The organism is Zhenpiania hominis (genome assembly GCF_014333425.1).
Classification (GTDB): Bacteria; Bacillota; Clostridia; order Peptostreptococcales; family Anaerovoracaceae; genus Hominibacterium; species Hominibacterium hominis.
Genome location: NZ_JACRYT010000007.1, coordinates 114,637 through 137,347, shown reverse-complemented (window position 1 = coordinate 137,347; position 22,711 = coordinate 114,637). Strand labels below are relative to the sequence as shown.

Below are 22,711 nucleotides of genomic sequence, written 5' to 3'. Positions count from 1 at the left end.
GGAGCGCAAATGGACAAGAAAAATATAGAATCAATTTTTCCGCTTACGTCGATACAGAAAGGCTTACTGTTTCACGCCTTAAAAGACGGCGAAGCCGGCGGATACACGGGCCGGCACTGTCTTTACCTGAAAGGGAATATCGACGTGGACGCTTTTAAAAAGAGCATCGATCGATTAAATCAGAAATACGATATCTTCCGAACGAGAATTGTATATTCCACACTGGAAAACCCCGTTCAGGTGGTCTTGAAAGAAAGCGATACGGACTTTTTTTACTGTGAAGATAAAAGTGAGGAGGAGTTCCTCGAGGAAGACGGGAAAAGAGGATTTCACTTTGAAAAGGAAAATCTGATACGGGTTGCCCTTGTAAAAATCGCGGACAAAGAATATTGCAATATCTGGTCCTTTCACCACATCCTGATCGACGGATATAGCATTGCCATTTTAGCAAAGGATTTCTTTCAGATATACGACACGATTTCAAAGGGCCAAATGCCGGAAACCGTACCTGCGCCGTCCTACAGGAGATTTGTCTCATGGCTGGAAAAGCAAGACATAGAGCCTGCCAGGAAATACTGGGAGGACTATATCAGCGGCGAAGAACAACCATGCGGTCTGCCGGGAGATTTGCTGGGAGAGGGATTTGAAATCGCCGAAACATCTTTTGGGATCCGTCAGAACCTTTTGGAGAAAATCAAAGAATACGCCCGAGCGAGAGCCGTTACGGTAAACAGTGTATTTCAGGGAGCCTGGGGGATTTTACTATCCGCGTATAACCGAAGAAGCAGCATTCTTTTCGGAAACGTTATGGCGGTGAGGCCGCCTCAGATGAAAGACGCGGATAAAATCGCCGGTATGTTTTCGGGAACCTATCCGGTCAGAATAAAAGCCGGGGAAGGGGATGTCTTTTCAGACATAGTAAAAAGAGCAAATGAAGACTTCCTAAACGGAATGAAGTACGCCATCTGTTCTGTAAGCGATCTGAGCGGCTGCGCGAGACGGATAAAAAGCCTGTATATTTTTGAGAATTTCGATTTAGAGGTTTTATTTGACAGCGCGAAAAAAGCGGGTGTGGAAATAACGGGAATGAAAATGTATAACCACTCCAGTTATGATTTTTCCATAAGCCTGGCGGATAACCAGGGGGAGTTCCGCGTCGTGTTCCGATATAACGCGCGAAAATATTCCCGTGAATGTATGGAAAAGGTGGAAGCGGATCTTCTCTCAGTTCTGAGAAAAATAACGGAAGAAAAAGAGGTCACTGCCGGCGATCTGAAAAAAGACACAGGATATGTTCCTGTTTTACAAAATCAGGTAAGGAAAGAGACTTCCGATACAGAGCGGATTGCCGAAACAAAGACAGAGAGAACCATATCGAAAATCTTTGAAGAAATTCTCAACATAAAAGAGCCCCGCGTCAGGGAGGATTTCTTCGAACTGGGAGGCGACTCCATAAAGGGAATGCGATTCGTGGCCCTGTGCAGAAAAGAAGGGATGGATATCAATCTGAAAGAGCTTTTTTCCTCGCCGACCATAGAGGAACTGGCTCGCATCGCGGAGACAAAAGGAGGAGCGCGCCGTGAGGCCGCGGTCCGGTATGAACCGGATATGGAAAACGTCTATGAACCGTTTCCGCTGAATGATATTCAGACGGCATACCTTATGGGACTGAATGGAGAATTTGAGATTGGAGGATTCACAACCCAGTATTATACGGAGATCGAAGGTAGCTATGATATAAAAAAACTGGAGGCTGCTCTGCAAAAAGTAGTGGAACATCAACCTGCCCTCAGGACTGTGATAAAAGATTACACGGCGCAGCAGATTTTAGAGGACCTTCCGCCATATACAATCGAGATCATCGACATACCGGAGGAAAAAAACAGAAAGCGGGCGCTGGCGGAGCACAGAGAAAAAATGAGGACATCGGTATTTGACAGGACCCGAATGCCCTACTTTACAATCAAGGCCTTCAAGCTGGGAGAAGATGCTTACCGAATCTGTTTTTTAATCGAATGCCTGTGCGTAGACGGAGCGGGATTAATGATGATGCTTTCGGAACTGATGCGGTACTATAATCATCCGGAGGAAGAAAGCGGCAGGATTGCCTTTACCTTTCGGGATTACCAGAGCGCTCTGGCAGAGGAACGGAAAAAAGAAAAATATACGCGGGATCGCGATTATTGGATGGCAAAGGTGGATACTCTGCCCCTGGCTCCGGAAGTGGCTCTGAAAGGAAACCCCGCCAACATAAAAAATCCCAGATTCCTGCGTCAGGAGCATTTTTTCGGAAAAGAAGAATATGAGACCCTGCAGAGCTTCTGCCGAAAAAACAAAATTACCATGGCCGCTCTGCTGTGTGCGGCATATACACAGACCCTCGCCTTTTGGAGCGGCAGCCAGGAGTTTTCTGTCAGTATGACCGTGTTTGAGAGAAATCTGTATCACGAAGATGTACCGAAACTGATTGGAGACTTTACAAAACTCATCGTTGTCGACACACAGACCGAGCACGAAGATCTCATCTCCCAGACAAAGGTAATGGGAGGTAAGATTGCGGAGGCTCTCGAACACAGCGATTATAACTGTGTAAACCTGATAAAGGAAATCGCTCTTAAGCGCAGGCTGGGCACAAAAGCTGTGCTGCCTTATGTTTTCACATGCGCGCTTTCGGAACACGGAGCAGGGCAAATCAATCAGGTATACGGGATTTCAAGGACGCCTCAGGTTTATCTGGACTGCCAGGTAACAAACAGGAATGGCGGCTTGTTCGTCAACTGGGATTATCCGGAAGGTCTGTACGATGAGAGGATGCTGGAGAAAATGTTCCGTCAGTATATCCGTCTTATCGCGCAGGCCGGAGAAAATCCGACCGCCTCGGTAGACGAGGAAACCGAAAGGTTTATAGAGACATATAACCATACGTTTATGCGGGAAGAGGAAAGAGCGAAGAGACATTCCCAAACCCTGTGCGATCTGTTTGCGCCTTCTTTTGAAACATACGCCCGGCGGATCGCGGTTAAGGATTTTGAAAAAGAATGGGACTACCGAACTCTTGGGCAAGCTGTTTACCGAATTTGCGCAAAGCTGAAAAAAGACGGCGTAAAGCCCGGTGACTGCGTGGGGATAACCGGCGAGCGAAAGGCGGAAACGGTGGCGGCTATTCTGGCGGTTCTCTTATGCGGAGCGGCGTATGTTCCCATAAACGAAGAATATCCCCGGGACAGAGTGGCGTACATAATGAAAAAAACAGATGGGAAAGTAAAAACCGACGCGGCGTATGTGCGGGAGGCAATGGCGAAAGAACCGGGGAACGTATTTGAAAGCCAGGCAAAACCTGACGAACTGGCATATATCATCTTTACATCCGGAACCACGGGGAAACCAAAAGGCGTTGCCATTGATCACAAATCTGCCCTCAATACGATTCTTGACATCAATGAACGTTGTGGGATAAACGAAAAAGACGTGTTCCTGTGCCTTGCGGAGTTTGGATTCGATCTGTCGGTCTACGACCTGTTTGGAGCGCTGGCAGCGGGAAGCAAACTGTGCATCGTGCGGGACCAGAGAAACCCCGAGGAAATTCGGAAGACGATAGAAGAAAACGGAGTTACCTTCTGGAATTCGGTACCGGCTGTCATGCAGATGGTAACGGGAGTCGTGGAAGACGGGTTTGTAAACAAGACCATCAAAAACGTATATTTAAGCGGAGACTGGATTCCGGTTAATTTGCCGGATAAAATACGAAATCATTTTGTAAACGCAAGAGTTACCAGCCTTGGAGGGGCTACGGAGGCCAGCATATGGTCGATTTATTATCCGACGGAGCGAAAAGCGGACATTTCGTCAGTACCCTATGGTATGCCTCTGAAAAATCAGACGATCCATATTTTAAATAAATGGCGAAAAGCCTGTCCCATCGGAGTAAGGGGAGAGATTTACATTGGGGGCGACGGTGTCGCGGCGTGCTACTACGGAGACAAAGAAAAAACCGACGCCTCCTTTGTGGAGCACCCCCAATATGGCAGGCTGTATAAAACGGGAGACTACGGAAAGCTGCGCGAAGAAGGATTTGTCGAATTTCTGGGAAGGATAGACAGCCAGGTGAAAATCCGCGGATACCGAATTGAGCTCGGGGAAATAGAAAGCTGTGCCCTGGAAGCGGAAGGTGTTCAACGGGCTGTGGCGGTCACAAAAAATACAGGGGGAAGCGAAGGCATCGCCCTGTACGTACAGTGCGGTGATTCCTTCAATGAAACAGAAGTAAGAAGCTTGCTGCAAAAACAGCTTCCGGATTATATGCTCCCCTCTGTTATCGAAAAAATGAATCGGTTTCCCGTTACCGCGAACGGCAAAATAGACCGGAACAAACTGAAAAACAGACAAAGTCAGGGGGTACAGCCCGCAAGAACAGAACCCGCGAACAAGGCGGAGCGTGATATAGGAAGGATGCTTTCGCAAACCTCGGGAATCAGACAGGTGGATTATGAAAAAAGCTTTTTCGAAATGGGGATCGATTCCCTCAAAGCAGTTGTCATCCTAAACAACCTGAAAAAGGCAGGGTATGATATCAGCCTTACGGATCTTTACAGCGGCGGATCCATTGCGGGAATCGCGCGAGCGCTGTATCAGAAAGAAGAAACAACCGGACACTCCGAATTCGATGACGGAGAACTATAACGGGGGAAATATGAAACATTTGTACAAAGTAAAGAATCTGAAAAAAACCTTCGGGCGGGGCGAAGGAAAAACCGATGTACTGAAAGGGATTGACTTTAAAATCAGAAAAGGCGAGATTGTGACAATCCTGGGCCCTTCCGGATCGGGAAAATCCACGCTGCTGCATATTCTCGGAGGCCTCGATACGGCGGATGACGGAACGGTGTTCTACAAGGGCCGGGATATTACAGTTATGAATAAGAAAGAGCGGATGCTCTACAGGAGAAATGAAGTGGGATTTGTCTTTCAGTTTTATAACCTGCTGGGGGATTTGACAGCAAAGGAAAATATCGAAAGCTGCGCGTATCTTTCCGGAGACCCGATGGATCTGGAAGAAATTATGGAAACGCTGGAGCTTTCGGAGCATCAGAACAAATTCCCCAGGCAGCTCTCCGGGGGACAGCAGCAAAGAGTTGCCTTCGGGAGGGCCCTTGTAAAAAAATCGGGTGTCCTTTTGTGCGATGAACCCACCGGCGCGCTGGATTATAAGAGAGCGAAGGAGATTTTACTTCTTCTTGAAAGGATAAACCGCACTTACGGAACAACGCTGATCATCGTGACCCACAATGAAAACATAAAAGATATGGCCCATCATGTCATAAAATTGAGAGACGGCGTTATTGCGGAAGACTATAAGAACCGTGAATTAAAAAGAGCGAAGGATATAAACTGGTAGGATGGTTTTAAACAGACAGATATCGAGAAAAATAAAAAGAAATTTCTTCCGATACGCGGGGGTTTTTGTCCTCCTGGTCGTGGGGATCGCAATCGTCACCGGATACAACTGCGCGGCAGTAAGCGTACTGGAAAAGCTGAACGACTCGAAAGCGTCTTACAATGTCGAGGATGGAGATTTTCAGACTTCCGTTGTCGTGGGAGCTAAGCAGAAAAGATATATTGAAAACATGGGATTCAACCTGGAGGAACAGTTTTATTATGATTATGAGGACGACGGAAGCACACTGCGGATATTTCCGGTCAGAAAGGAAATAAACAAGCTGGAAAAGACGACCGGATCCGCGGATATTTCCGGAAATGAAATATTTTTTGATCGAAAATACGGGGAGAACCGGGATTATAAAATAGGAGAAACCGTCAAAGTCGCGGATCGGGAGTATATCGTAAAGGGAATGGGCTGCGTCCCGGACTATATTCTGATTATATCCGATCTGACATCAAACAGCTCTGACCCTGATAAATTCGGGCTGGCCTTTATGGCACCCCGGGCTTTTAACAGACTTCCCGCTGACAAAATCGTGTATAATTACGCCTTTAAAGGGGATAAAAACTGGAGCGAAAAGGAGCGGGAGGATAAGATTTCGGAGCTGCGGGATTATTTGAAAGCGGAGCGTCTTATGGTTGGATTTCTTGAGAACAGCGAAAGCACAAGGGTGACGGGGATTTTTACAAAGCTGGAAAGCGATCACAGCACTGCCCTGGCCCTGGGAATCGTAGTCATGCTGATCCTCTCTTTTCTGCTTTTTGCCATTACCAAAGCGGATATCGCGAGGGAACGCAAATCAATCGGCGCCCTTTACGCGCAAGGGTACCGACCGGCCGAGATTCTGAGATGCTATATCAAACTGCCTCTTATACTGACAGTGGCAGGTTCTTTAGCAGGATATGGGATCGGAAGCCATCTTCTGATGAAGCCGCTGGTATCATCGGCTTACTCCTTTTACTGTATCCCCGAGGTGGACCTTGTGCAAAAAGCGGGGTCGATGGCAGCCGCTGTACTGCTTCCTTTTTTCATCGTGCTGCTGATCAATACCGTCGGTCTTATGAGGCTCCTGAACGCGCAGCCTCTGGTGCTTTTGAAAAACGACAGGAAAAAGGAACGGGTATTCGGCCTCAGAATGGGCCATTTTCCATTTCTGACCCGTTTCCGGCTGCGAATTCTCATAAAATGCGTCGCGGATAATCTCCTGCTGGTGGTGGGATTGATCCTGTCATGCTTTCTGCTGATTATGGGAATGGGAATGAAAGACAGTATCCGCGTTTACATTGAGGATGTGAAGCAGGATGTGCCCAGCAACTATGTTTATATGCTGAACTCACACACGAAAACCGATGATAAAGGAGCCGAAAAGCTTAAGATCGCCCAATTCAAATACGATTTCAAACAGGCGGAAGAAAATATGACGATCACCTGCTACGGAATCAGGGCGGACTCGGCGTATATCGACTGCGACACCGAGGGGAAAAGGGGGATTGTGCTGTCAAGCGCGGTTTCCGAAAAATTTGGCCTGAAAAAGGGGGATACCATCAGGCTGACCGATATGGAAGGGGATAATACCTATCAATTAAAGGTAAGCGGCGTCAAAGACTACTCCGCGGGCCTCTACGCGTTTATGGATATGGGTCAGTTAAACCGCGTGTTGGGAGAGAAAGAAAAGGATTATAACGGCTACTTTTCCGATCATGAGCTGGATCTGAAAGAAGCGGATATTTCAAGCGTTCTGACAAGGGATGACATCGTGGAAAGCGCGGAACAATACTACGAAATGACTGCGGCTACCATCCAAATGATGACGATGGCAGCTATCGTAATCGCTGTTATTTTAATGTTTGTCATATTCGGCATGGGGATTGACAAAAACAAATATTCCATTTCCCTCGGGAAAATTCTCGGATATTCTGACAGAGAACTGGGGAGCGTGTTTATTGACGGCAAACTTTTCGTGGTGGCGCTGGGAATTGTAATCGGCATCCCCCTGGATCTTTATCTGATGAAGCAGATGTGGCCGAGTCTCATACTGACCTTCAGAGGCTTTATTCCTTTCACCCTTTCCTGGGGAGACATCTTCAAGATAGGGGTGATTCAACTGGCGGCTTACCTGGCGGTAAGAGTGATAACGGCAGTTTCTTTAAACCGGGTGGAACTCACCTATGTTCTGAAAGAAAGAGAGTAGACACAATGAGACCATTTTATTTTATCCCTTACGCGGGAGGTTCCGGCGCGACTTTCAACAGCTATAAAAAGCAGTTTGCGCCGGACATAAAATTTACGGTAATGGAACTTGCCGGACATGGCAAACGAATCATGGAAGATTTTTTTGCAAATATGGAGGAACTCTGTGAGGACGTCTACGGCAGGATCAAAAACGACGTGGAGCGCGCGGAAAACCCCTATTATCTCGGCGGCCACTGTATGGGAGCCGCGGCAGCCATGTATGTGGCTGAAAGGATTCTGAAGCGGGAAGAATTCCCAATGCCCCGGGCGATTATCGCCTCAGGACATGGAAGCCTGAATGCCGAAAAGGAACGGCTTTCGACAAAATCCGATCCGGAAATAATTGAATTTCTGATCCGGGAAGGGGGATTTTTCGGCGACAGCTTAGAGGAAGAAATGCTAGAGCTGATGATCCCTATCATACGGGCCGATTCCAAGGTATACGAGGATTTTTCCTTTAAAAAGGCGCCATGCCTTCCGGTTGATATGGCGGTGCTTTATTCCGAAAATGACCGAAAAACCCCCAGGGAAGAACTTGAGGAATGGCTGACTTATTCAACCAGGCAGGTCCTATATATCCCCTTTCAGTCAAATCATTATTTTCTTCTTCATGAGAGGGATCGTTATATCGACACCGTAAAAAAACTGGATCAGTATTTTACAGGATAAGAAAAGGAAAGAACGGGTGAAAAAATGGAAATGTTAATCGACCTATATGAAAAAGTCCTTGGCAAATGCCCCCAAAAGGGGATCACATTTATCTGTGAAAACGGCCAAAGAAACCGGCTTACTTACGCGGAGATCGCAGAAAAGGCAGTCGCCAGGGGAGCGTTCCTGAAAGATTCAGGGTGCGGGCCGAAGGATTTTTTAATCTTTCAGATATATGATGACCAGGAATTCCTGATTCATTTCTGGGCATGTGTTTTTTACGGATTTGTTCCGGTTCTGATGAATCCCGCCCTGGAGATTCCAGGTGCCTCCGCGGAAGGCGAAACTCTGAAAAAAATCTATTTTCATCTTGATAAGCCTAAAATCATAGTCTCGGAGACGATGTATGGAGCCTATCTGGAGCTTGCCGGGAAAACAGGGATTGAGCGAAGCCACATGATACATACCGGGGAAGGCGGCGGGCGGGAAACCGGGGGAAAGTTCTTTCTGCCCAAAGAAAGGCACCTGTCGCCGGAGGATACGGCGCTTTTGTTTCTGACTTCCGGAACAACCGGGACGCCCAAATGTGTGATGCAGACCAATAAGGCGGCAGTGTCAAGGGAAAATGCCCTGAAAAAAGTGTTTGACTATGAAAACAGGACCTTTTTAAACTGGATGCCTCTGGAACATCCGGGAGGGCTTTTTATGGCCCATCTGAATGGTCTCAGCAATTGTGGAGAGCAGATTCAGGTGGAAAAAGGATACATTCTCCAAAATATCACAAGATGGCTCGATCTGATTGAGGAATTTAAAGTCAACTGGTCCTGGGCACCCCACTTCGCGTACGTTCTTCTGAAAAAGGAAGCGGAAAAACAAACCGTTCCAAGAGATCTGTCGTCCGTCGTAAATCTGCTGGACGGCGGCGAAATGGTAGACGCCAGGACCGGAAAAGAATTTGTTCGGTTTTTTGAAAAATTCGGGCTCAGGGAATGCGCTCTTCAGCCGGCGTGGGGAATGTGTGAAACCTGCTCGGGAGTTCTTTATAACAATGACTTTAACTATGGAAGCGGTGGAACCGCGGAATACAAAGGGCGAACCTTTACGAAAATCGGAAAGCCCCTTCCGGGGATCGATGTGCGGATCGTGGATGAAAACGGCGTCCCTCTAAAAGATGGGGAAGTCGGCGTTTTTCAGATTCGGGGAAAGGAGGTTACAAAGGGCTATTATAAAAACGCGGGGGAAAACGAGAAGGTTTTCACAGAAGACGGCTGGTTCAATACAGGCGACGCCGGATTCCTGTCAGAGGGAAGCGTAATATTGACAGGCAGAGAAAAAGATGTGGTGATTGTGAACGGCCTCAACTACGCCAATGCGGAAATCGAAGCTTTGATCGGCGAACTGGAGGAAGTGAGAAGCTCATACGTTGCTGTCTGCCAGTGTATCGATCAAAACGGCGCCGAACAGGTAATCGCCTTTTTTACGCCGCAAAGCCACACGGAGCCGGTATACGCGCGCCGGAAGGTACTGGCAGAAGTAAAGAAAAAACTGCGTATTCATCTGGCGGACGCGATCCCTCTGCCCCAGGAAGAAGTGAGCAAATCCAATCTTGAGAAAATACAGCGGGCCCGGATTGCGAAAAAGTACCAAGACGGCGGTTTTAAAGACATCCAGGAGACGATGAGAGAAAAGGAAGCGAAGATGAAGCAAACCGAAATTCCGGATTGGTTTCTGAAAGAAATCTTTGTTAAGGAGCGCTTCGCAGGGCGAGGGCGGAGAGAAGCGCTGCGCCTGATGGTTAGTTGTGACTATCTCAAAGGGGAACTTGCCAGGCTGGCAGAGACTGAGGCGGATTCCGGCGTCATCGTCTTTCAGGGAGACTTTCACCGGCTCAGGGCATTGGGTCAGAAAATAGCAAGAGGCCAGATCCCCTGCGGCAGGCTTATCTGTCTTACGGAAAGCAGATACCCTCTGGAGAAAAGGAAGCCGCGGGACGTTCCTGGAGGACAGGAGGCGGGCTTTTTAAAATGCCTTGAGGCAGAGTGCGGCATAAAGTGTATGCTCCTGGACATAGAAGATTTTTCAGACCCGGTTTCCATTAAAACGGCAGTGTCGTATATCCGCCGCGGCAAAGCGCAAAGCGGGATCTTTACAGTCAGAAAAGAAGACGTATTTCAATTGAAGCTGGAGGCCATGGATTCCGATGATGGCAAAGGCGGATTTACGTATGGCGGGCTTTACATCGTAACGGGAGGACTGGGAGGAATCGGAAGACTGCTCTGCCGTTATCTGCTTTCCTTCTACCGGGCGAAAATCGTAATGATCGGAAGACGTGATATAGAGAAAGATTCTCAATATCGCCAGACTCTTTGTCTTCTGAAACAGATTGCGGAAACAGTCCATTATGAAAAGGCCAATGTGGCTGACTATGAAGCAATCAAACGCGTTGTGGAAAAATACGAGCAAAAATACAGAATGGGCATCAGCGAGATCCTGCACCTTTCCGGCATCGGAAACCTGAAGGAACATTGGCAGGAGGCCGAGAGAAGGTTCATCGCAAACTGCGATGAGGAATTCTATGAGAAGATGTTTGAGGCGAAAATAACGGGTACGCGGAATTTGTACCGGATTGCCGCGGACAGAAAGGATGTGAGACTTCTTCTGTTCGGATCCACCAATGGATTTTTCGGCACGGCAAGTTTTGGCGCCTACTCTGCGGCAAACAGCTTTCTGCCTGCTTTCGCGAGAGCGAAACAGCAGGAAGGGGAAAACGTACTCTGCGTAAATTCCGGCTCATGGAAAAACACAGGGCTCTCCTATGACAGCGGATTTGAAGACATGGGAAGAAACAAGGGGTTTTACGATATTGAAGGAGACGCCGGTGTAATTTCGATAGAGCGGTGTCTGGGGGCAAAGGCGTGTTCCGTGTATATAGGGCTTGATCGGCGCAAAAATTACATAAAAAAATACATGTTACAGGAAATGCCCCAAGAGGAAAAAAAGCAAGATCGGGAAATCTCCGCCTTTGACGATATGGATCGCCGTCTCATAAAAATATGGGAAAAGCTTCTGGATGGAAAAGTACGGTATCCGGAAGATGACTTTTTTGAACTGGGCGGAGATTCCATCAAAGCCTTCCAATTGCCGAAAGAAATTCAGAAGGAATTCGGAACGGAACTTTCCGCCAGGGAAATATTCTGTTTTAGCAGATTTGATGAGATGAAAAAGATGATAAAAGAAAGGGTTGATTAAAATGAAACTGTTCTGTATCCCATACGCGGGAGGCTCCGCGTCTGTCTACAGTGGATGGAACCCTATTCTGCGCGAGAACATTCAGCTTGTTCCTGTGGAGCTGTCGGGTAAAGGCGTCCGGGCCGCGGAACCTTTGTATGAAAACTGGGAAGACGCTCTGGAAGATGTTTACAGCTCGATCACGGAAAAGATCGAACCGGGAGAGGAATACGCGTTGTTCGGGCACAGTATGGGCAGTTGGATCGCGTACGAGATTTTAAAAATACTTTGCAGAAAAAAGATGCCGCAGCCGCTTCATGTATTCTTTTCGGGAAATACCCCGCCCTTCATGCTTCCCAGGGAGGAAGCGATCAGCGGTCTTCCGGACGAGGAGTTCATAGAAAAAATACTGGAAATGGGAGATACCCCGGCGGAAGCTTTCAGCGAGGAAATCAGAGATTACTTTCTGCCCCGGTTTAAAAACGATTACAGGCTGGTAGAAAGCTACCATCACCACTATGAAGATATCGACTACAGCGGCGGAATCCATGTCTTTTATGGCAAATATGACAGCGTCACAAAGGAAGACGCCGAACAGTGGAAAAAATACGGCCACAACTCCTTTGGAACGTATGAGTTTGAAAGCGGGCATATGTTTATAAAAGATTGCGCGGGAGATGTGGTGGGCGCGATCAATTCGATATTAGGAAAGGAACCATTATGAGAGAAGAAACAGCCATTGCAAACATAATTGAAAAATGCTGCGAGGAAGGAATTTTCCTGTGGGTGGAAGGTGAGAAGCTCAGATTCAAAGCGCCAAAAGGCGTTTTCACCGAAGATTTAAAGAATGAAGTAAAAAGCAAAAGAGAAACGATCATCGATTATATTAACAAAGCGGAACGGCAGACTATAACGCCGGATGCCGATCATCAATATGAGCCATTTCTCCTTACGGAAGTGCAATCCTCCTATCTTTTGGGAAGAAATGATTTTTACGATTACGGTGGAATCGGATGCCACGCCTACGTGGAGGTGAAACTTCCCAGGTGCGACAGGGACAGAATGCAGAAGGCGTTCCATCAGGTAATCCATCGGCATCCGATGCTGCGAGCGGCTGTTACCAGAGACGGTTATCAGAGAATCGTAAAAGACTTTCGCTATCCAAAGATAGAGGAAAGGATGGGAGAGAATCTGCAGGAGGAAGTATGGAAGACGAGAAAAAGGCTGGAACAGAAAGTGTACGATATCGAGGACCCTTTTTTGTATGAACTTGTTGTCACTACAGCGGGAGAAGAAAGTGTGGTGCACTTTTCTATGGATATGCTGCTTGCGGACTCCGTAAGCATGGGAATCCTTTTAAAGGATCTGATGGATTTTTATACAGGAAGGGTTTCGGAAAAGGAGTCTCCCCGCATAACCTTCCGGGATGTGGTTCTGTTTGGTGAGGCTGTGAAAAACAAGCCGAGTATGAGAGTGAAACGAACAGAGGATAAAGCCTACTGGCTGAAAAGGCTTGGGAGTTTGCCGGATATGCCTCATCTTCCTCTGGGGGAACGCCAGACATCCGGGGAACGAGCCGATTTTGCGATAAAATCCTTCTGTCTTGAACGCCAGCAGTGGCAGGCCTTTTCCCGAAACGCCGGTGAAAACCGGATTACGCCGTCATCCGCGATTATGGCTGTCTACGCCCATGTGCTCGACACCTGGTGCGCAAACAGCGGATTTTGTATCAACGTGACACTTATGATGAGACCCGACTATCATCCGGATATCAACCGCATTGTAGGAGATTTCACAAGCAATACGATACTGGAGGTTGCCTGCGAGAAAGCAGAAAGTTTCGTGGAAAACGCCAGAACCCTGCAAACGCAGTTATGGGAGGATATGGAGCATAGGGCGTTCAGCGGAATCGAGGTTTTAAGAGAATGGAACAGGAGAAAAAAATACGATGTCCTCATGCCCTATGTCTACACCAGCACCCTTGGCATTGAAAACCTTGACAGCAGCGACATAGAGGTCACCTACAAAGCGAGCCAGACTCCCCAGGTGTTTATAGACTGCCAGGTAGGAGAATCTGCGGGAAATCTTTCGGTAATATGGACTTTGAGAAAAGGGACAGTTGATGAAACCGTCGCCGATATTATGTTTGAAAGCTTTTGCGAGATGATAGAAGCCCTTTCCCAAAAGGAAGAACTGTGGCGCGAACCGGCGAAAGATTATATTCCTCATAAGCAGCGGCTGTTTTATGAAGATATCTTACGGCAGTGCCGGAAAGACGAAGAACAATGGAGACTGAAATACGCGGAGATTGACGAGGAAAAATGTGAGAACATTTTAAAAGAACATCTGGCAGCGGAAGACGCCGCGGTCATAAGCGGGGAAAAAGCGGATATTTATATTTTGCCGGAGAAAGAGGAAAACCCCCATTACTTCGCGGAGCGTGACCGGAAAATCAAAAAGCGGAACCGGGGAGAAGCGGCAAGGCTCTGCGATTCCGTCCAATGGGACAGTATGCTTGCGGATATCAGGACTGCCAATGAGGTCGCGATTCTTGATATCATGCGAACCTTTCGAAAGGCGGGCGCCTTTTTATCGGACAAGGAGATCTATTCTCAAAAAGAACTTGAAATTATGCTGCAGGCTGCGCCGGATTACCGCTATCTCCTGGAAAGGTGGCTGAAAGCCCTGAAACGGGAAGGCTACATATTAGAACATAACGGAAAATACCGGGCGGCCATGACAGATGTGGAGGAACGCTACCGGAAGCTTATGGACCAGGCAAAGCGGATTGCCAGAGAAACCCCGGGATATAAGGGAATGGAAAGCTATCTTCTTTCTTCCGCAGAGAAACTGGCAGACAGCATTTCAGGAAAGATCAACCCGGTGGAATTCCTGTTCCCCAAAGGGGAATCGCAGACCGCTCATGAGATTTATCACGACCTGTTTGCCGCCAAAATGCTGAACCGGCTATGTTTAAAAACCATAGAAACGGCTGCGGAAGGAGCGGAAAAAATCAGAGTTCTGGAGGTGGGGTCCGGAGTAGGGGGAACCTCCGATGAACTGATTCCGTTTCTGGCAGACTATCCGGATGTGGAATATTATTTTACGGATATTTCCCAGTACTTCTTACAGGAAGCAAAAGCCAAATATAAACAATATGATTTTGTAAACTACGGGATCTATGATCTGAACGAGCCTTGCGAAAAACAAGGCCTCAGAATGGGCAGTTTTGATTTTATCGTCTGCGCGAACACGTTTCACAACGCGATAGACGGCTTTGAGGCAATGAAAAAAGTAAAACAGGCGCTAAAACCCAACGGCTGTATGATCTTCCTTGACTGCATCTTCGAGTCCGCTTCGCTGCTTGCCTCAAAAGGGATGCTTCACCACGGAGCCATTGAGGATACAAGGCGGGAAGATAAGAGGATTTTTTTTACGGATGAGGAATGGAGGTCGATGATAGATGCGGCGGGACTGGAGCTTGCAGACGCCTATCCCCGGCCGGATGACCCGTTTGCGGCATTTAACCTGAAATATTACGCGGTACATAACCGGAACGGGTACAAGGATGTGGGGACGGACAAGGTATGGGATCTGCTCCGCGAAGAACTTCCGTCGGAAGAAAAACTGGGCAAACTCACCGTATCTTCGGAACTTCCTTTGAACCGGGAAGGAAGAATCGACAAGAACGCGCTGGAAAGCAAAACGCAGGATGGCAGAAAAAGAAAAGGATCCGGTTCAAAGGATATGCCGGCTACAAAACTGGAAGAAGAAATCGCCGCTGTCTGGAAAGAAGTCCTTGAACTGGACGAAATACCCGGCGTAACAGACAGCTTCTTTGAGCTGGGAGGGGATTCTCTTCTCGCCTCCATGGCGATCACCAAAATCCGCGGCAAAGTAGACAGGGCCCGGGAAGTGGAATGGAACGATCTTATGAATCTTCTGCTGAAAAACAATACGGTCAGAAAGCTGGCGTCGGCAATCGACAGCATAAACCCGTCCGAAGACTGCCCTCACTTTGCTATGATCTATCAGAGAGGAACGAAAACGCCGGAAAATGTATGGGCCTTTTTCGTAAACGGTACGGCTACGATGCCGATTTATCAGACGCTCTTTGAAAAACTGAAAAAAGCCATCCCCGAAACCGACGCGGTAGTAGGGCTTCACTGCGGAGATCCGGACCGTTTCCTCAAGATTTCTCCGGGAGAGGTCATAGACTGCATGGCAAAGAGGAACGCGGAGTATCTGATCTCTCTGGGAGCGAAAAACTACAGCCTGATCGGACATTGCTTCGGTGGAGGCGTCGCTATCGAGACAGGGCGGCTGATGAAGGCCGCGGGAATTGAGAATCTGCGGGTCACGACGATTGATACAAAGCGTTTTGTCGGCCATTTCGATAACGATATCTTTTTTGAAAAAGGTTTCGGGGAGATGTATGGCGCCGACATGGCAGAGTGCGGGTACGATATGGATGATGAACTGTTTAAAGACACCATGCGGGAGTTTGAAAAGAAAAACGGCAGGTTCCTCACGTCGGATGAGATGTGCGTACGAAAAGAAGTGCCGGAAGAGATTCGAAGGTGCTGCAAAAAGCTGAAAGAAAAAACAGTGGAAGAGCGGCTGGATCGCATTTTCCGGCAGGTGGAGAGCAAACTGCCCGGAGGCTTTGACGACAGAGTCTTTAAAAATTCTTATTTCATGTTCGCGAAAATTCTCGCGGATTTCATGGCCTATGAGCCGGAAAAGTACGATGGCAGGGTAGACGCGTTCCTGTGCCGCGACCAGAGCGGATTTTTTGTAACCGGAGATCTGGAAAGCCTTGACTACGCCAGGCAGGCTGTTACGGGAGAAGGCAGAAGAATCTGGATAGATGGAGACCATTTTACATGCATGGAAACTCCGAATGTTGAAAAAATAGTGGAAGTTTTAACAGGTGAATAGATGAAAAAGACAGTAGGCGTTTTAGGATGCGGCGGCGCGGTAGGAAAAGAAGTGATCCGCCATCTTTCAGAGAAGTATTCGATTCTTGGAGGCCAAAGGAGCTTCTGTGAATTTGAGAATAAGAACGTAAAATGGATAAAAACCGATATTTTCGATCCCGAATCCCTTGACCGCTTTTGCCGGCAATGTGATCTTGTGATAAATTCCGCGGGCCCTTCCTCCAAAATAAAGCTGAGGGTCGCGGAATGCGCGGCGGCAAACAACATTGATTATGTCGACACATCGGGAGAAAGTATTTACATTGAACGGGAAACGGATCTTTTTAAAGATACCAGCAATTCCTTTGTAATAGGATCAGGTCTTGAGGCGGGACTTTCCGGCCTGATCCCTTATCGGCTGGTCAGGGATTTCGATGAAGTGGAGCTGGCAGAGTGCTACTTTGGTAGCAGACAGCGAATCAGCAGAGCAAGCCTCATGGATCTGCTGTGCAGCTGCTTCATAGACTCGGGTTACGCAAATGCCTGCTACGAAAATGGCAAAATCGTATCCCATAAGGTCCCCCGGGAAGAAAAACACAGAGTGCCTGGATTTCGGGATGAAATTTACAGAAAGCCCTATATCAGCAATGAAATCATCGTGATGGCTGGGCAGTGCGGGATAAAAGCGGTGAAATGGTATCACGCGATCGCGGATATGGAAACGATGAACATACTGGATACACTCTTTGAAAGTGTGGACCGCATTGATCAGGAAGATTTTCTGGAGGCTCTCACGGATAAATACATGGTCATGTTTGACGCCATCGCCAACACCAGGCCGCTTTTCAATTCCATTCTCTATGATCTGACCGGAATCAAAAATGGAGAACCAATCAGGAAAGCAACCCTTTGCCAGGTGGAGGAAGCCTATCGGCTCTGCGGCGTCGTTTCCGCGCTGGCGGCGGAGCATCTTTTGGAGAATCGATGCAAAGAAGGTGTATCATGGGCCTGTGAAGTGCTGGATGCGGAAAAAGTCATAGAGACGCTTGTAAAGGATAATATTTTGAGAGATTTTAAAACAGTGACACTGCCTGTGGATAAGAATGAAGATGAGGAACAGGACAGCGGAGAACTATAGGAGGGTGAAATGATCAGTAAGGAAGATTTAAAACTGGGAAGTGTGGAGCGAACGATGTTTATCACGATGATGGCCAGAGCGCGTGAGACTTTGCGGGAAGATGGAATCATCAGCGACAGATACGCCGTGGAAATGTATGAAAAAATTAAAGACATTTTTCCCACGGAGAAAGGCGATTGGAAAAGCGAAACCGGTGTTGTCGTGCGAACCGTTATTCTGGACGGATACATCAGGGGATTCATAGAAAAAAATCCGGAGGCCGTCTGTATCAACGTAGGCGCGGGGCTTGATACACGATTTTTCAGAGTAAACAATGAAAAAATAACGTGGTATGATGTGGATCTTCCAGAGGTGATAGAGGTAAGGGAAAAACTTATCCCCCATCATAAAAACAAAATTTCCATAAGCTGCGACGCGCTGGATCCGCGCTGGACTTCAGAGGTGGACGCGGGAGAAGGGCCGGTTCTCATTATTATGGAAGGATTACTGATGTACTTTGAAGAAAAGGATGTGAAGCGCGTCATCCATATGATGCAGCAGCAATTTCCAAATGCCACCCTTGTTCTCGAACTTCTTTCGGAAAAAATCGTGAAAAAAACGGATATGGCCGACGCGGTAAGCAAAACAGGGGCAGTCTTTCAATGGGGCGTTTCAAGCGGCAGAGATGTAGAAAACCTGAATGCCAATCTTAAATTTATCGAGGAAACGAATCTGGCAGATAAAATGTATCTGAAGATGGGCATTTACAAACTGTTATCAAAGATTTCCTTTATCAAAAATTTGAGCAACCGCATTGCGGTGTTCCGCTTTGTCTGACAGGAGCGGCCATGAGATTCAGAAAAAGATATTTTGCAATCGGAGGTCTGGCTGCCCTGGCAATCCTTTGTTTCCTTTTGATGTTTTCCATGTTTCCCCCTCGGGGCGCGGAAAAGGACTGCGATACGTCGCGGGGAGGAAAGAGCATCGCGATCAACGGCCATATCATGTGGTATGACGTGTACGGAAAGAAAAAAGACGAGACACCCATATATATACTGGCGGGAGGGCCGGGATTTTCATCGGAATACATAGAGCCTTATATCCGGTTTCTGGCGAAGAAGCGGACCGTCGTTTTGTTTGATGGAAGGTGTTCGGGCAGATCCGAATATACAGCGGATTTGTCTGACTGTACATACGAAAACTATGGGAAGGATTTAGAGGAGCTGAGAAAGAGAATTACTCCTGATAAAGATATCCTGATTCTGGCTCATTCCGGGGGAGGCGTTACAGCTATGGAATATATGACAAAGTACGAAGAACATGTAAAAGGGGTTATTTTCGTGTCCTCCCTGGCAAGTAAAACAAATACGGTGTATTCGGACGAATATTTAAGGACCGGATTTCCGCCTTTTAACCAGAAATATGCCAACGCGTGGTTTTCTGCCAACATAAGGGAACTTTACGGCGAATATATCGCCAATAAGGACGTGGTGGGAATTCTGGATCACTGTGAGATTAATTACGCTCTTATGATGAAAAACAACGCGAAAGATAAATACGATTACAGTGAGAAGCTTGAAAAATCGCAGATACCGGCACTGGTACTTTACGGAAGACAATGCGATGTCCCTATGGCAGACAAGACGGCGGCGCAGAATATACACGGAATCCTGGAAAACTCTCAAATGTACGGGTTTGATTCCAGCGGGCATTTCTGCTTTGCGGAGGAACCACAGCTTTTCAGACAAAAGGTAAACGCGTTTATCAATGAAATCGAAAAAAATACCTAAGGAGGGAAAATGATGGAAGAAAAAGTTAGAAAGATCGTATGCGAAGAACTGTGCCTGAATGAAAATGAAATTCGCAATGACGCGCGCCTGGTGGAAGACTGGGCAGCGGATTCTCTTTCGGTAATCTCCATACTGGCGGATCTGGAAGATGAATTCGATATTGAAATCGACCTCAATGACGCAAAAAATATTTCCAGATACGAAGATATTCTTACCATTCTGACACAAAAGTACCATGTAAAACAATCTATAGACGCCGCCCCATGATAATTCATGCGGCAGAACTGATAGAACTGAACAGCGGACAATATGAAAGCCTGCTGCGAAAGATCCCAAAAGAAAAACAGCGGCAGGCAGACCGCTTCCGACACCGGCAGGATTCTCTCCGTACAGTTCTGGGATATAACCTGGCGCTGACCATGCTTGAAAAATACTTTGGAATGAAACAAATACACATAGAGTTCAATCCATACGGAAGACCGTATCTTTCAAAAGAAAACGCCTTTTTCAGCATATCCCACTCAGGAAAGTGGGTGGTCTGCGCCGTGGATAAGGTTCCGGTGGGGATCGATATTCAGAAGCAGTCCCAGGTTTGGGACATATGGAGCGTAGGACAGGAAACTCTGACAGAAAAAGAGTACGACCGGATGCGCCGCTCAACGGATAGCCACGGATATTTCTTTGACTGCTGGTGCCGGAAAGAAGCGGCGATAAAGTGCATGGGAAAAGGCCTTTTTATGATGAAGGAGATTGAAACTGTAAAAGGAAGCTGTATGATAGAAAACAAGCGATATTATCTGAAACAGATAAAGGGATTTTCGGGATACAGCTTCGCGGTCTGCAGCGAGGGAGATATTTCAAGCTGTCAGGTAGAAATATCTCCCTTGTTAAATGTAATTGGGCAGCCTTATTTAAAGGTAAGGCGATGAACCCGTTCCGGCGGGATCTGTCTTTGCGTGCCGCGGGCGTATTCAATTTCCGGGTATCCAAAGCCGATGATCATGCCGATGTAATGATCTTCCGGAATCCCCAGCATGCTTTTGATTTCCGGCATTTGTTTCAACGCGTTGAGGGGGAAGGTTAGCATGACGCTGCCAAGCCCCCGGGAAGCGCAAAGCAGTTCAAAATAAGTGCCCGCGACAAGAACGTCGGCCCGATACTCGCCGCTGCCGATGGGCGCGTGAGGAATGAGAGCGTGGGGAACGCCGCACAGGAGCATATCCGGACGTACTGTTTTTTCCCAGTTTTTCATATCTTCATAATAAATTCCTTCAAATCCTTCCGGGTAAACACCCTGCTCCGCCAGCTCCGTCATCCGGTTATAAGCGGTGCTGCGAAAAATTTTCATCTGCTCTTTATCATCAATTAAAGTAAATTCCACCTGCTGTTTGTTGCTGCCGTTGGGGGCATTCCCCAAACGCGCGACCATATCATCAATGATGTCTTTCTCTACATTGCGATCAAGATACCTCCGGTGTGAGTGCCGGACGGCGATCAGAGCATCCATAAAAGGAGCGGCGCTATCCGGGGAAACTGGCGGCAGGCTGTCTTCCGGCTTGTGCCCCAAAATCCGAATCGCTCCCTGGGGGCATACCGCCAGGCAATGCTCGCACCGCCAGCAGCCGTGCCCAATCCATCCGAATTCTGAGAAGTCTTTGATCCTGGGCTTATGATCTTCTCCCAGGCTCAGAACCCCTCCAGGGCATACCAGTACACATTTTCCGCAGCCGATGCAGCTGTCCGCAACATGAAATTCCGCGCGATTCATAATAATACCTCCCGTTTTTTGTTTTATTGTATGCCTGTCAGGGGTCGCCTACAAGTAGGCACTTTTTTGTAACTGTATTTTTTTGAAAATTGGATCCTGTAAAAATAAAATAATTGGCACTTCTATAAATGCCAATTTTGCTATATGCTATACAAAAGAAAACGTAAGGAAAGGCGGAAGAAAAATGGATAAGGAAATGAGAAGAAAAGAAAAAGCCATCGCGAAAGAAGAGGTCATCGAAATTTTAAACAGCGCGGAATATGGCGTGCTCTGCACCATCAGCGCAGATAATACGCCGTACGGCACTCCCATGAATTTTGTCTATGCGGACGGCGCCATCTATTTTCATTGTGCCCCGGAAGGCCACCGGTTGGAGAATCTTAAGGGAAACCGCAGCGTGTGTCTGAACGTGGTCGATTCCGTCAAACTGATGCCGGAAAAATTCAACACCCAGTACCGTTCGGTGGCGGCGTTCGGAACCATTCACATTGTGGAAGATCCTGCGGAAAAGAAAAAGGGCATCAAGGCGATTGCGGACAAACTCAGTCCGGATTATCCAAAGGAGGGAATGGAGTATATTGAATCTGCCTTTGACAAAATGGTCGTTCTGCGCATGGATATAGAAAGAATGACAGGCAAAGCGACGAGAGGATAACGAGGAAAAAGAACGCAAAAGAAGAACTGCAGCCCGGCCTGGGGAACCAGAAGTGCCCAGGATCGGACTGCAGTTTTGCAATCTCCCGAATGAATTTTCGCCAAATTGCCGAACGATTTTTCGCCAACTTACCGAATAGATTTCCGCCAAATTCCCGAATGGCTTTTCGACAATTTCCCGAAAAGGTGTGGTGTTTTCTTCTTAGAACTTCCTTAAGAATCCGGGGCTTTATTGACAGGCCGGATTTGAAAATGCTACTATAGCAACAAGGAGTTCTTATGATTATTACATTGAATATTACACAAATGGCGATCCTTTACTTGTTCCTGGCGATAGGGATTTTTTTATTCTGCAGGAAGCGGGGAGAGCCTCCAGTCAGATTTGTTCTTTTCGCGGCGGCAGCAGGGTATCTGCTGCTCCTTTTACAATGCACGCTGCTTCCCGTACGGACCGGGAGCCTTTATCCGTATATCTCGTTTACGGCAGAGGAAATCCGCAATATCCAGCCGATTCCTTTTACGACCATATCTCTTTTTGCCGGAACGATTTACTGGCGCGTGCAGATTTTCGGCAATATCCTGCTGCTGGCGCCGGTTCCGGTTTTTCTGGGATTAATACGGCCGGACATGAATGGAAAAAAGCTGTTTTTCACGGGACTGCTTTCCTCCGTTTCGATTGAAGCGCTGCAGCTGCTCGAAAATATGGCCGCCCGATACCCGAACCGGGTAGTGGACATTGATGATGTTTTCCTCAATACCGCGGGCGTTCTGCTAGGAGTGATTGGGCTTCTTTTCTTTCGGAAAATCCGAGGCGCGGGGACTCCCGCGGAAAAAACGGGGACAGAACCAGAGCCGCGTGTGGAAAAACAGCACGGCGGAGGGTATAATAGAAACATCTCAGAAAGCAGGTGAACC

Annotated in this window: 15 protein-coding genes; 14 read left to right on the top strand and 1 reads right to left on the bottom strand. The window is 47.6% G+C overall.

Features of this window, described 5'->3' with window-relative positions:
• Positions 1–9 precede the first annotated feature (9 nt).
• The 12 genes from H9L42_RS08695 to H9L42_RS08640 are packed head-to-tail and all read left to right on the top strand — an operon-like array spanning position 10 to position 20,303.
• Positions 10–4,680 (top strand): non-ribosomal peptide synthetase, encoded by a 4,671-nt coding sequence (locus H9L42_RS08695; protein ID WP_187303004.1) that lies wholly within the window; start codon positions 10–12, stop codon positions 4,678–4,680.
• A gap of 10 nt (positions 4,681–4,690) precedes the next feature.
• On the top strand, positions 4,691–5,395 hold the full coding sequence (locus H9L42_RS08690; RefSeq protein ID WP_187303003.1) for an ABC transporter ATP-binding protein: 705 nt from the start codon (positions 4,691–4,693) through the stop codon (positions 5,393–5,395).
• Between the two features lies 1 nt (position 5,396).
• Positions 5,397–7,631, top strand: a complete 2,235-nt coding sequence (locus tag H9L42_RS08685) for an FtsX-like permease family protein (protein WP_187303002.1) — start codon at positions 5,397–5,399, stop codon at positions 7,629–7,631.
• Positions 7,632–7,636: 5 nt separating this feature from the next.
• The gene (locus H9L42_RS08680) at positions 7,637–8,341 is read left to right on the top strand and encodes a thioesterase II family protein (RefSeq protein ID WP_187303001.1); all 705 of its coding nucleotides are present in this window, start codon (positions 7,637–7,639) and stop codon (positions 8,339–8,341) included.
• Between the two features lie 24 nt (positions 8,342–8,365).
• Positions 8,366–11,569 carry an SDR family NAD(P)-dependent oxidoreductase gene (locus H9L42_RS08675; RefSeq protein ID WP_187303000.1) on the top strand — a complete coding sequence of 1,068 codons (3,204 nt, stop codon included), beginning with the start codon at positions 8,366–8,368 and terminating at the stop codon, positions 11,567–11,569.
• Between the two features lies 1 nt (position 11,570).
• On the top strand, positions 11,571–12,272 hold the full coding sequence (locus H9L42_RS08670; RefSeq protein WP_187302999.1) for a thioesterase II family protein: 702 nt from the start codon (positions 11,571–11,573) through the stop codon (positions 12,270–12,272).
• Positions 12,269–16,489: a condensation domain-containing protein gene (locus H9L42_RS08665; RefSeq protein WP_187302998.1), complete on the top strand. Its 4,221-nt coding sequence runs from the start codon at positions 12,269–12,271 to the stop codon at positions 16,487–16,489. The genes H9L42_RS08670 and H9L42_RS08665 overlap by 4 nt, the downstream gene beginning before the upstream one ends.
• Positions 16,490–17,605, top strand: a complete 1,116-nt coding sequence (locus H9L42_RS08660) for a saccharopine dehydrogenase NADP-binding domain-containing protein (RefSeq protein ID WP_187302997.1) — start codon at positions 16,490–16,492, stop codon at positions 17,603–17,605.
• Between the two features lie 9 nt (positions 17,606–17,614).
• Positions 17,615–18,421, top strand: a complete 807-nt coding sequence (locus tag H9L42_RS08655; protein ID WP_187302996.1) for a class I SAM-dependent methyltransferase — start codon at positions 17,615–17,617, stop codon at positions 18,419–18,421.
• 11 nt (positions 18,422–18,432) lie between these two features.
• Positions 18,433–19,374 (top strand): alpha/beta fold hydrolase, encoded by a 942-nt coding sequence (locus H9L42_RS08650; protein ID WP_187302995.1) that lies wholly within the window; start codon positions 18,433–18,435, stop codon positions 19,372–19,374.
• Positions 19,375–19,383: 9 nt separating this feature from the next.
• Positions 19,384–19,641 carry an acyl carrier protein gene (locus H9L42_RS08645; protein ID WP_187302994.1) on the top strand — a complete coding sequence of 86 codons (258 nt, stop codon included), beginning with the start codon at positions 19,384–19,386 and terminating at the stop codon, positions 19,639–19,641.
• Positions 19,638–20,303 (top strand): 4'-phosphopantetheinyl transferase family protein, encoded by a 666-nt coding sequence (locus H9L42_RS08640; protein ID WP_187302993.1) that lies wholly within the window; start codon positions 19,638–19,640, stop codon positions 20,301–20,303. Before H9L42_RS08645 ends, H9L42_RS08640 begins: the two co-directional genes overlap by 4 nt.
• On the opposite strand, the gene H9L42_RS08635 is transcribed toward H9L42_RS08640, so the two are convergent.
• Positions 20,282–21,142: a nitroreductase family protein gene (locus H9L42_RS08635; RefSeq protein ID WP_187302992.1), complete on the bottom strand. Its 861-nt coding sequence runs from the start codon at positions 21,140–21,142 to the stop codon at positions 20,282–20,284. The genes H9L42_RS08640 and H9L42_RS08635 overlap by 22 nt on opposite strands.
• Positions 21,143–21,326: 184 nt before the next feature.
• Between H9L42_RS08635 and H9L42_RS08630 the strand changes: the two genes are divergently transcribed.
• Both H9L42_RS08630 and H9L42_RS08625 read left to right on the top strand, forming a co-directional pair.
• Entirely contained in the window at positions 21,327–21,797 is a 471-nt protein-coding gene (locus H9L42_RS08630) for a pyridoxamine 5'-phosphate oxidase family protein (protein WP_187302991.1), read from the top strand.
• Positions 21,798–22,075: 278 nt separating this feature from the next.
• Entirely contained in the window at positions 22,076–22,708 is a 633-nt protein-coding gene (locus H9L42_RS08625; protein ID WP_187302990.1) for a VanZ family protein, read from the top strand.
• The last annotated feature ends 3 nt before the right edge of the window (positions 22,709–22,711 follow it).

Excerpts from the sequence above, each read along its gene's own strand:
- H9L42_RS08695 (WP_187303004.1), top strand. The coding sequence starts at position 10 with ATGGACAAGAAAAATATAGAATCAATTTTTCCGCTTACGTCGATACAG.
- H9L42_RS08690 (WP_187303003.1), top strand. The coding sequence starts at position 4,691 with ATGAAACATTTGTACAAAGTAAAGAATCTGAAAAAAACCTTCGGGCGG.
- H9L42_RS08685 (WP_187303002.1), top strand. The coding sequence starts at position 5,397 with ATGGTTTTAAACAGACAGATATCGAGAAAAATAAAAAGAAATTTCTTC.
- H9L42_RS08680 (WP_187303001.1), top strand. The coding sequence starts at position 7,637 with ATGAGACCATTTTATTTTATCCCTTACGCGGGAGGTTCCGGCGCGACT.
- H9L42_RS08675 (WP_187303000.1), top strand. The coding sequence starts at position 8,366 with ATGGAAATGTTAATCGACCTATATGAAAAAGTCCTTGGCAAATGCCCC.
- H9L42_RS08670 (WP_187302999.1), top strand. The coding sequence starts at position 11,571 with ATGAAACTGTTCTGTATCCCATACGCGGGAGGCTCCGCGTCTGTCTAC.
- H9L42_RS08665 (WP_187302998.1), top strand. The coding sequence starts at position 12,269 with ATGAGAGAAGAAACAGCCATTGCAAACATAATTGAAAAATGCTGCGAG.
- H9L42_RS08660 (WP_187302997.1), top strand. The coding sequence starts at position 16,490 with ATGAAAAAGACAGTAGGCGTTTTAGGATGCGGCGGCGCGGTAGGAAAA.
- H9L42_RS08655 (WP_187302996.1), top strand. The coding sequence starts at position 17,615 with ATGATCAGTAAGGAAGATTTAAAACTGGGAAGTGTGGAGCGAACGATG.
- H9L42_RS08650 (WP_187302995.1), top strand. The coding sequence starts at position 18,433 with ATGAGATTCAGAAAAAGATATTTTGCAATCGGAGGTCTGGCTGCCCTG.
- H9L42_RS08645 (WP_187302994.1), top strand. The coding sequence starts at position 19,384 with ATGATGGAAGAAAAAGTTAGAAAGATCGTATGCGAAGAACTGTGCCTG.
- H9L42_RS08640 (WP_187302993.1), top strand. The coding sequence starts at position 19,638 with ATGATAATTCATGCGGCAGAACTGATAGAACTGAACAGCGGACAATAT.
- H9L42_RS08635 (WP_187302992.1), bottom strand. The coding sequence starts at position 21,142 with ATGAATCGCGCGGAATTTCATGTTGCGGACAGCTGCATCGGCTGCGGA.
- H9L42_RS08630 (WP_187302991.1), top strand. The coding sequence starts at position 21,327 with ATGGATAAGGAAATGAGAAGAAAAGAAAAAGCCATCGCGAAAGAAGAG.
- H9L42_RS08625 (WP_187302990.1), top strand. The coding sequence starts at position 22,076 with ATGATTATTACATTGAATATTACACAAATGGCGATCCTTTACTTGTTC.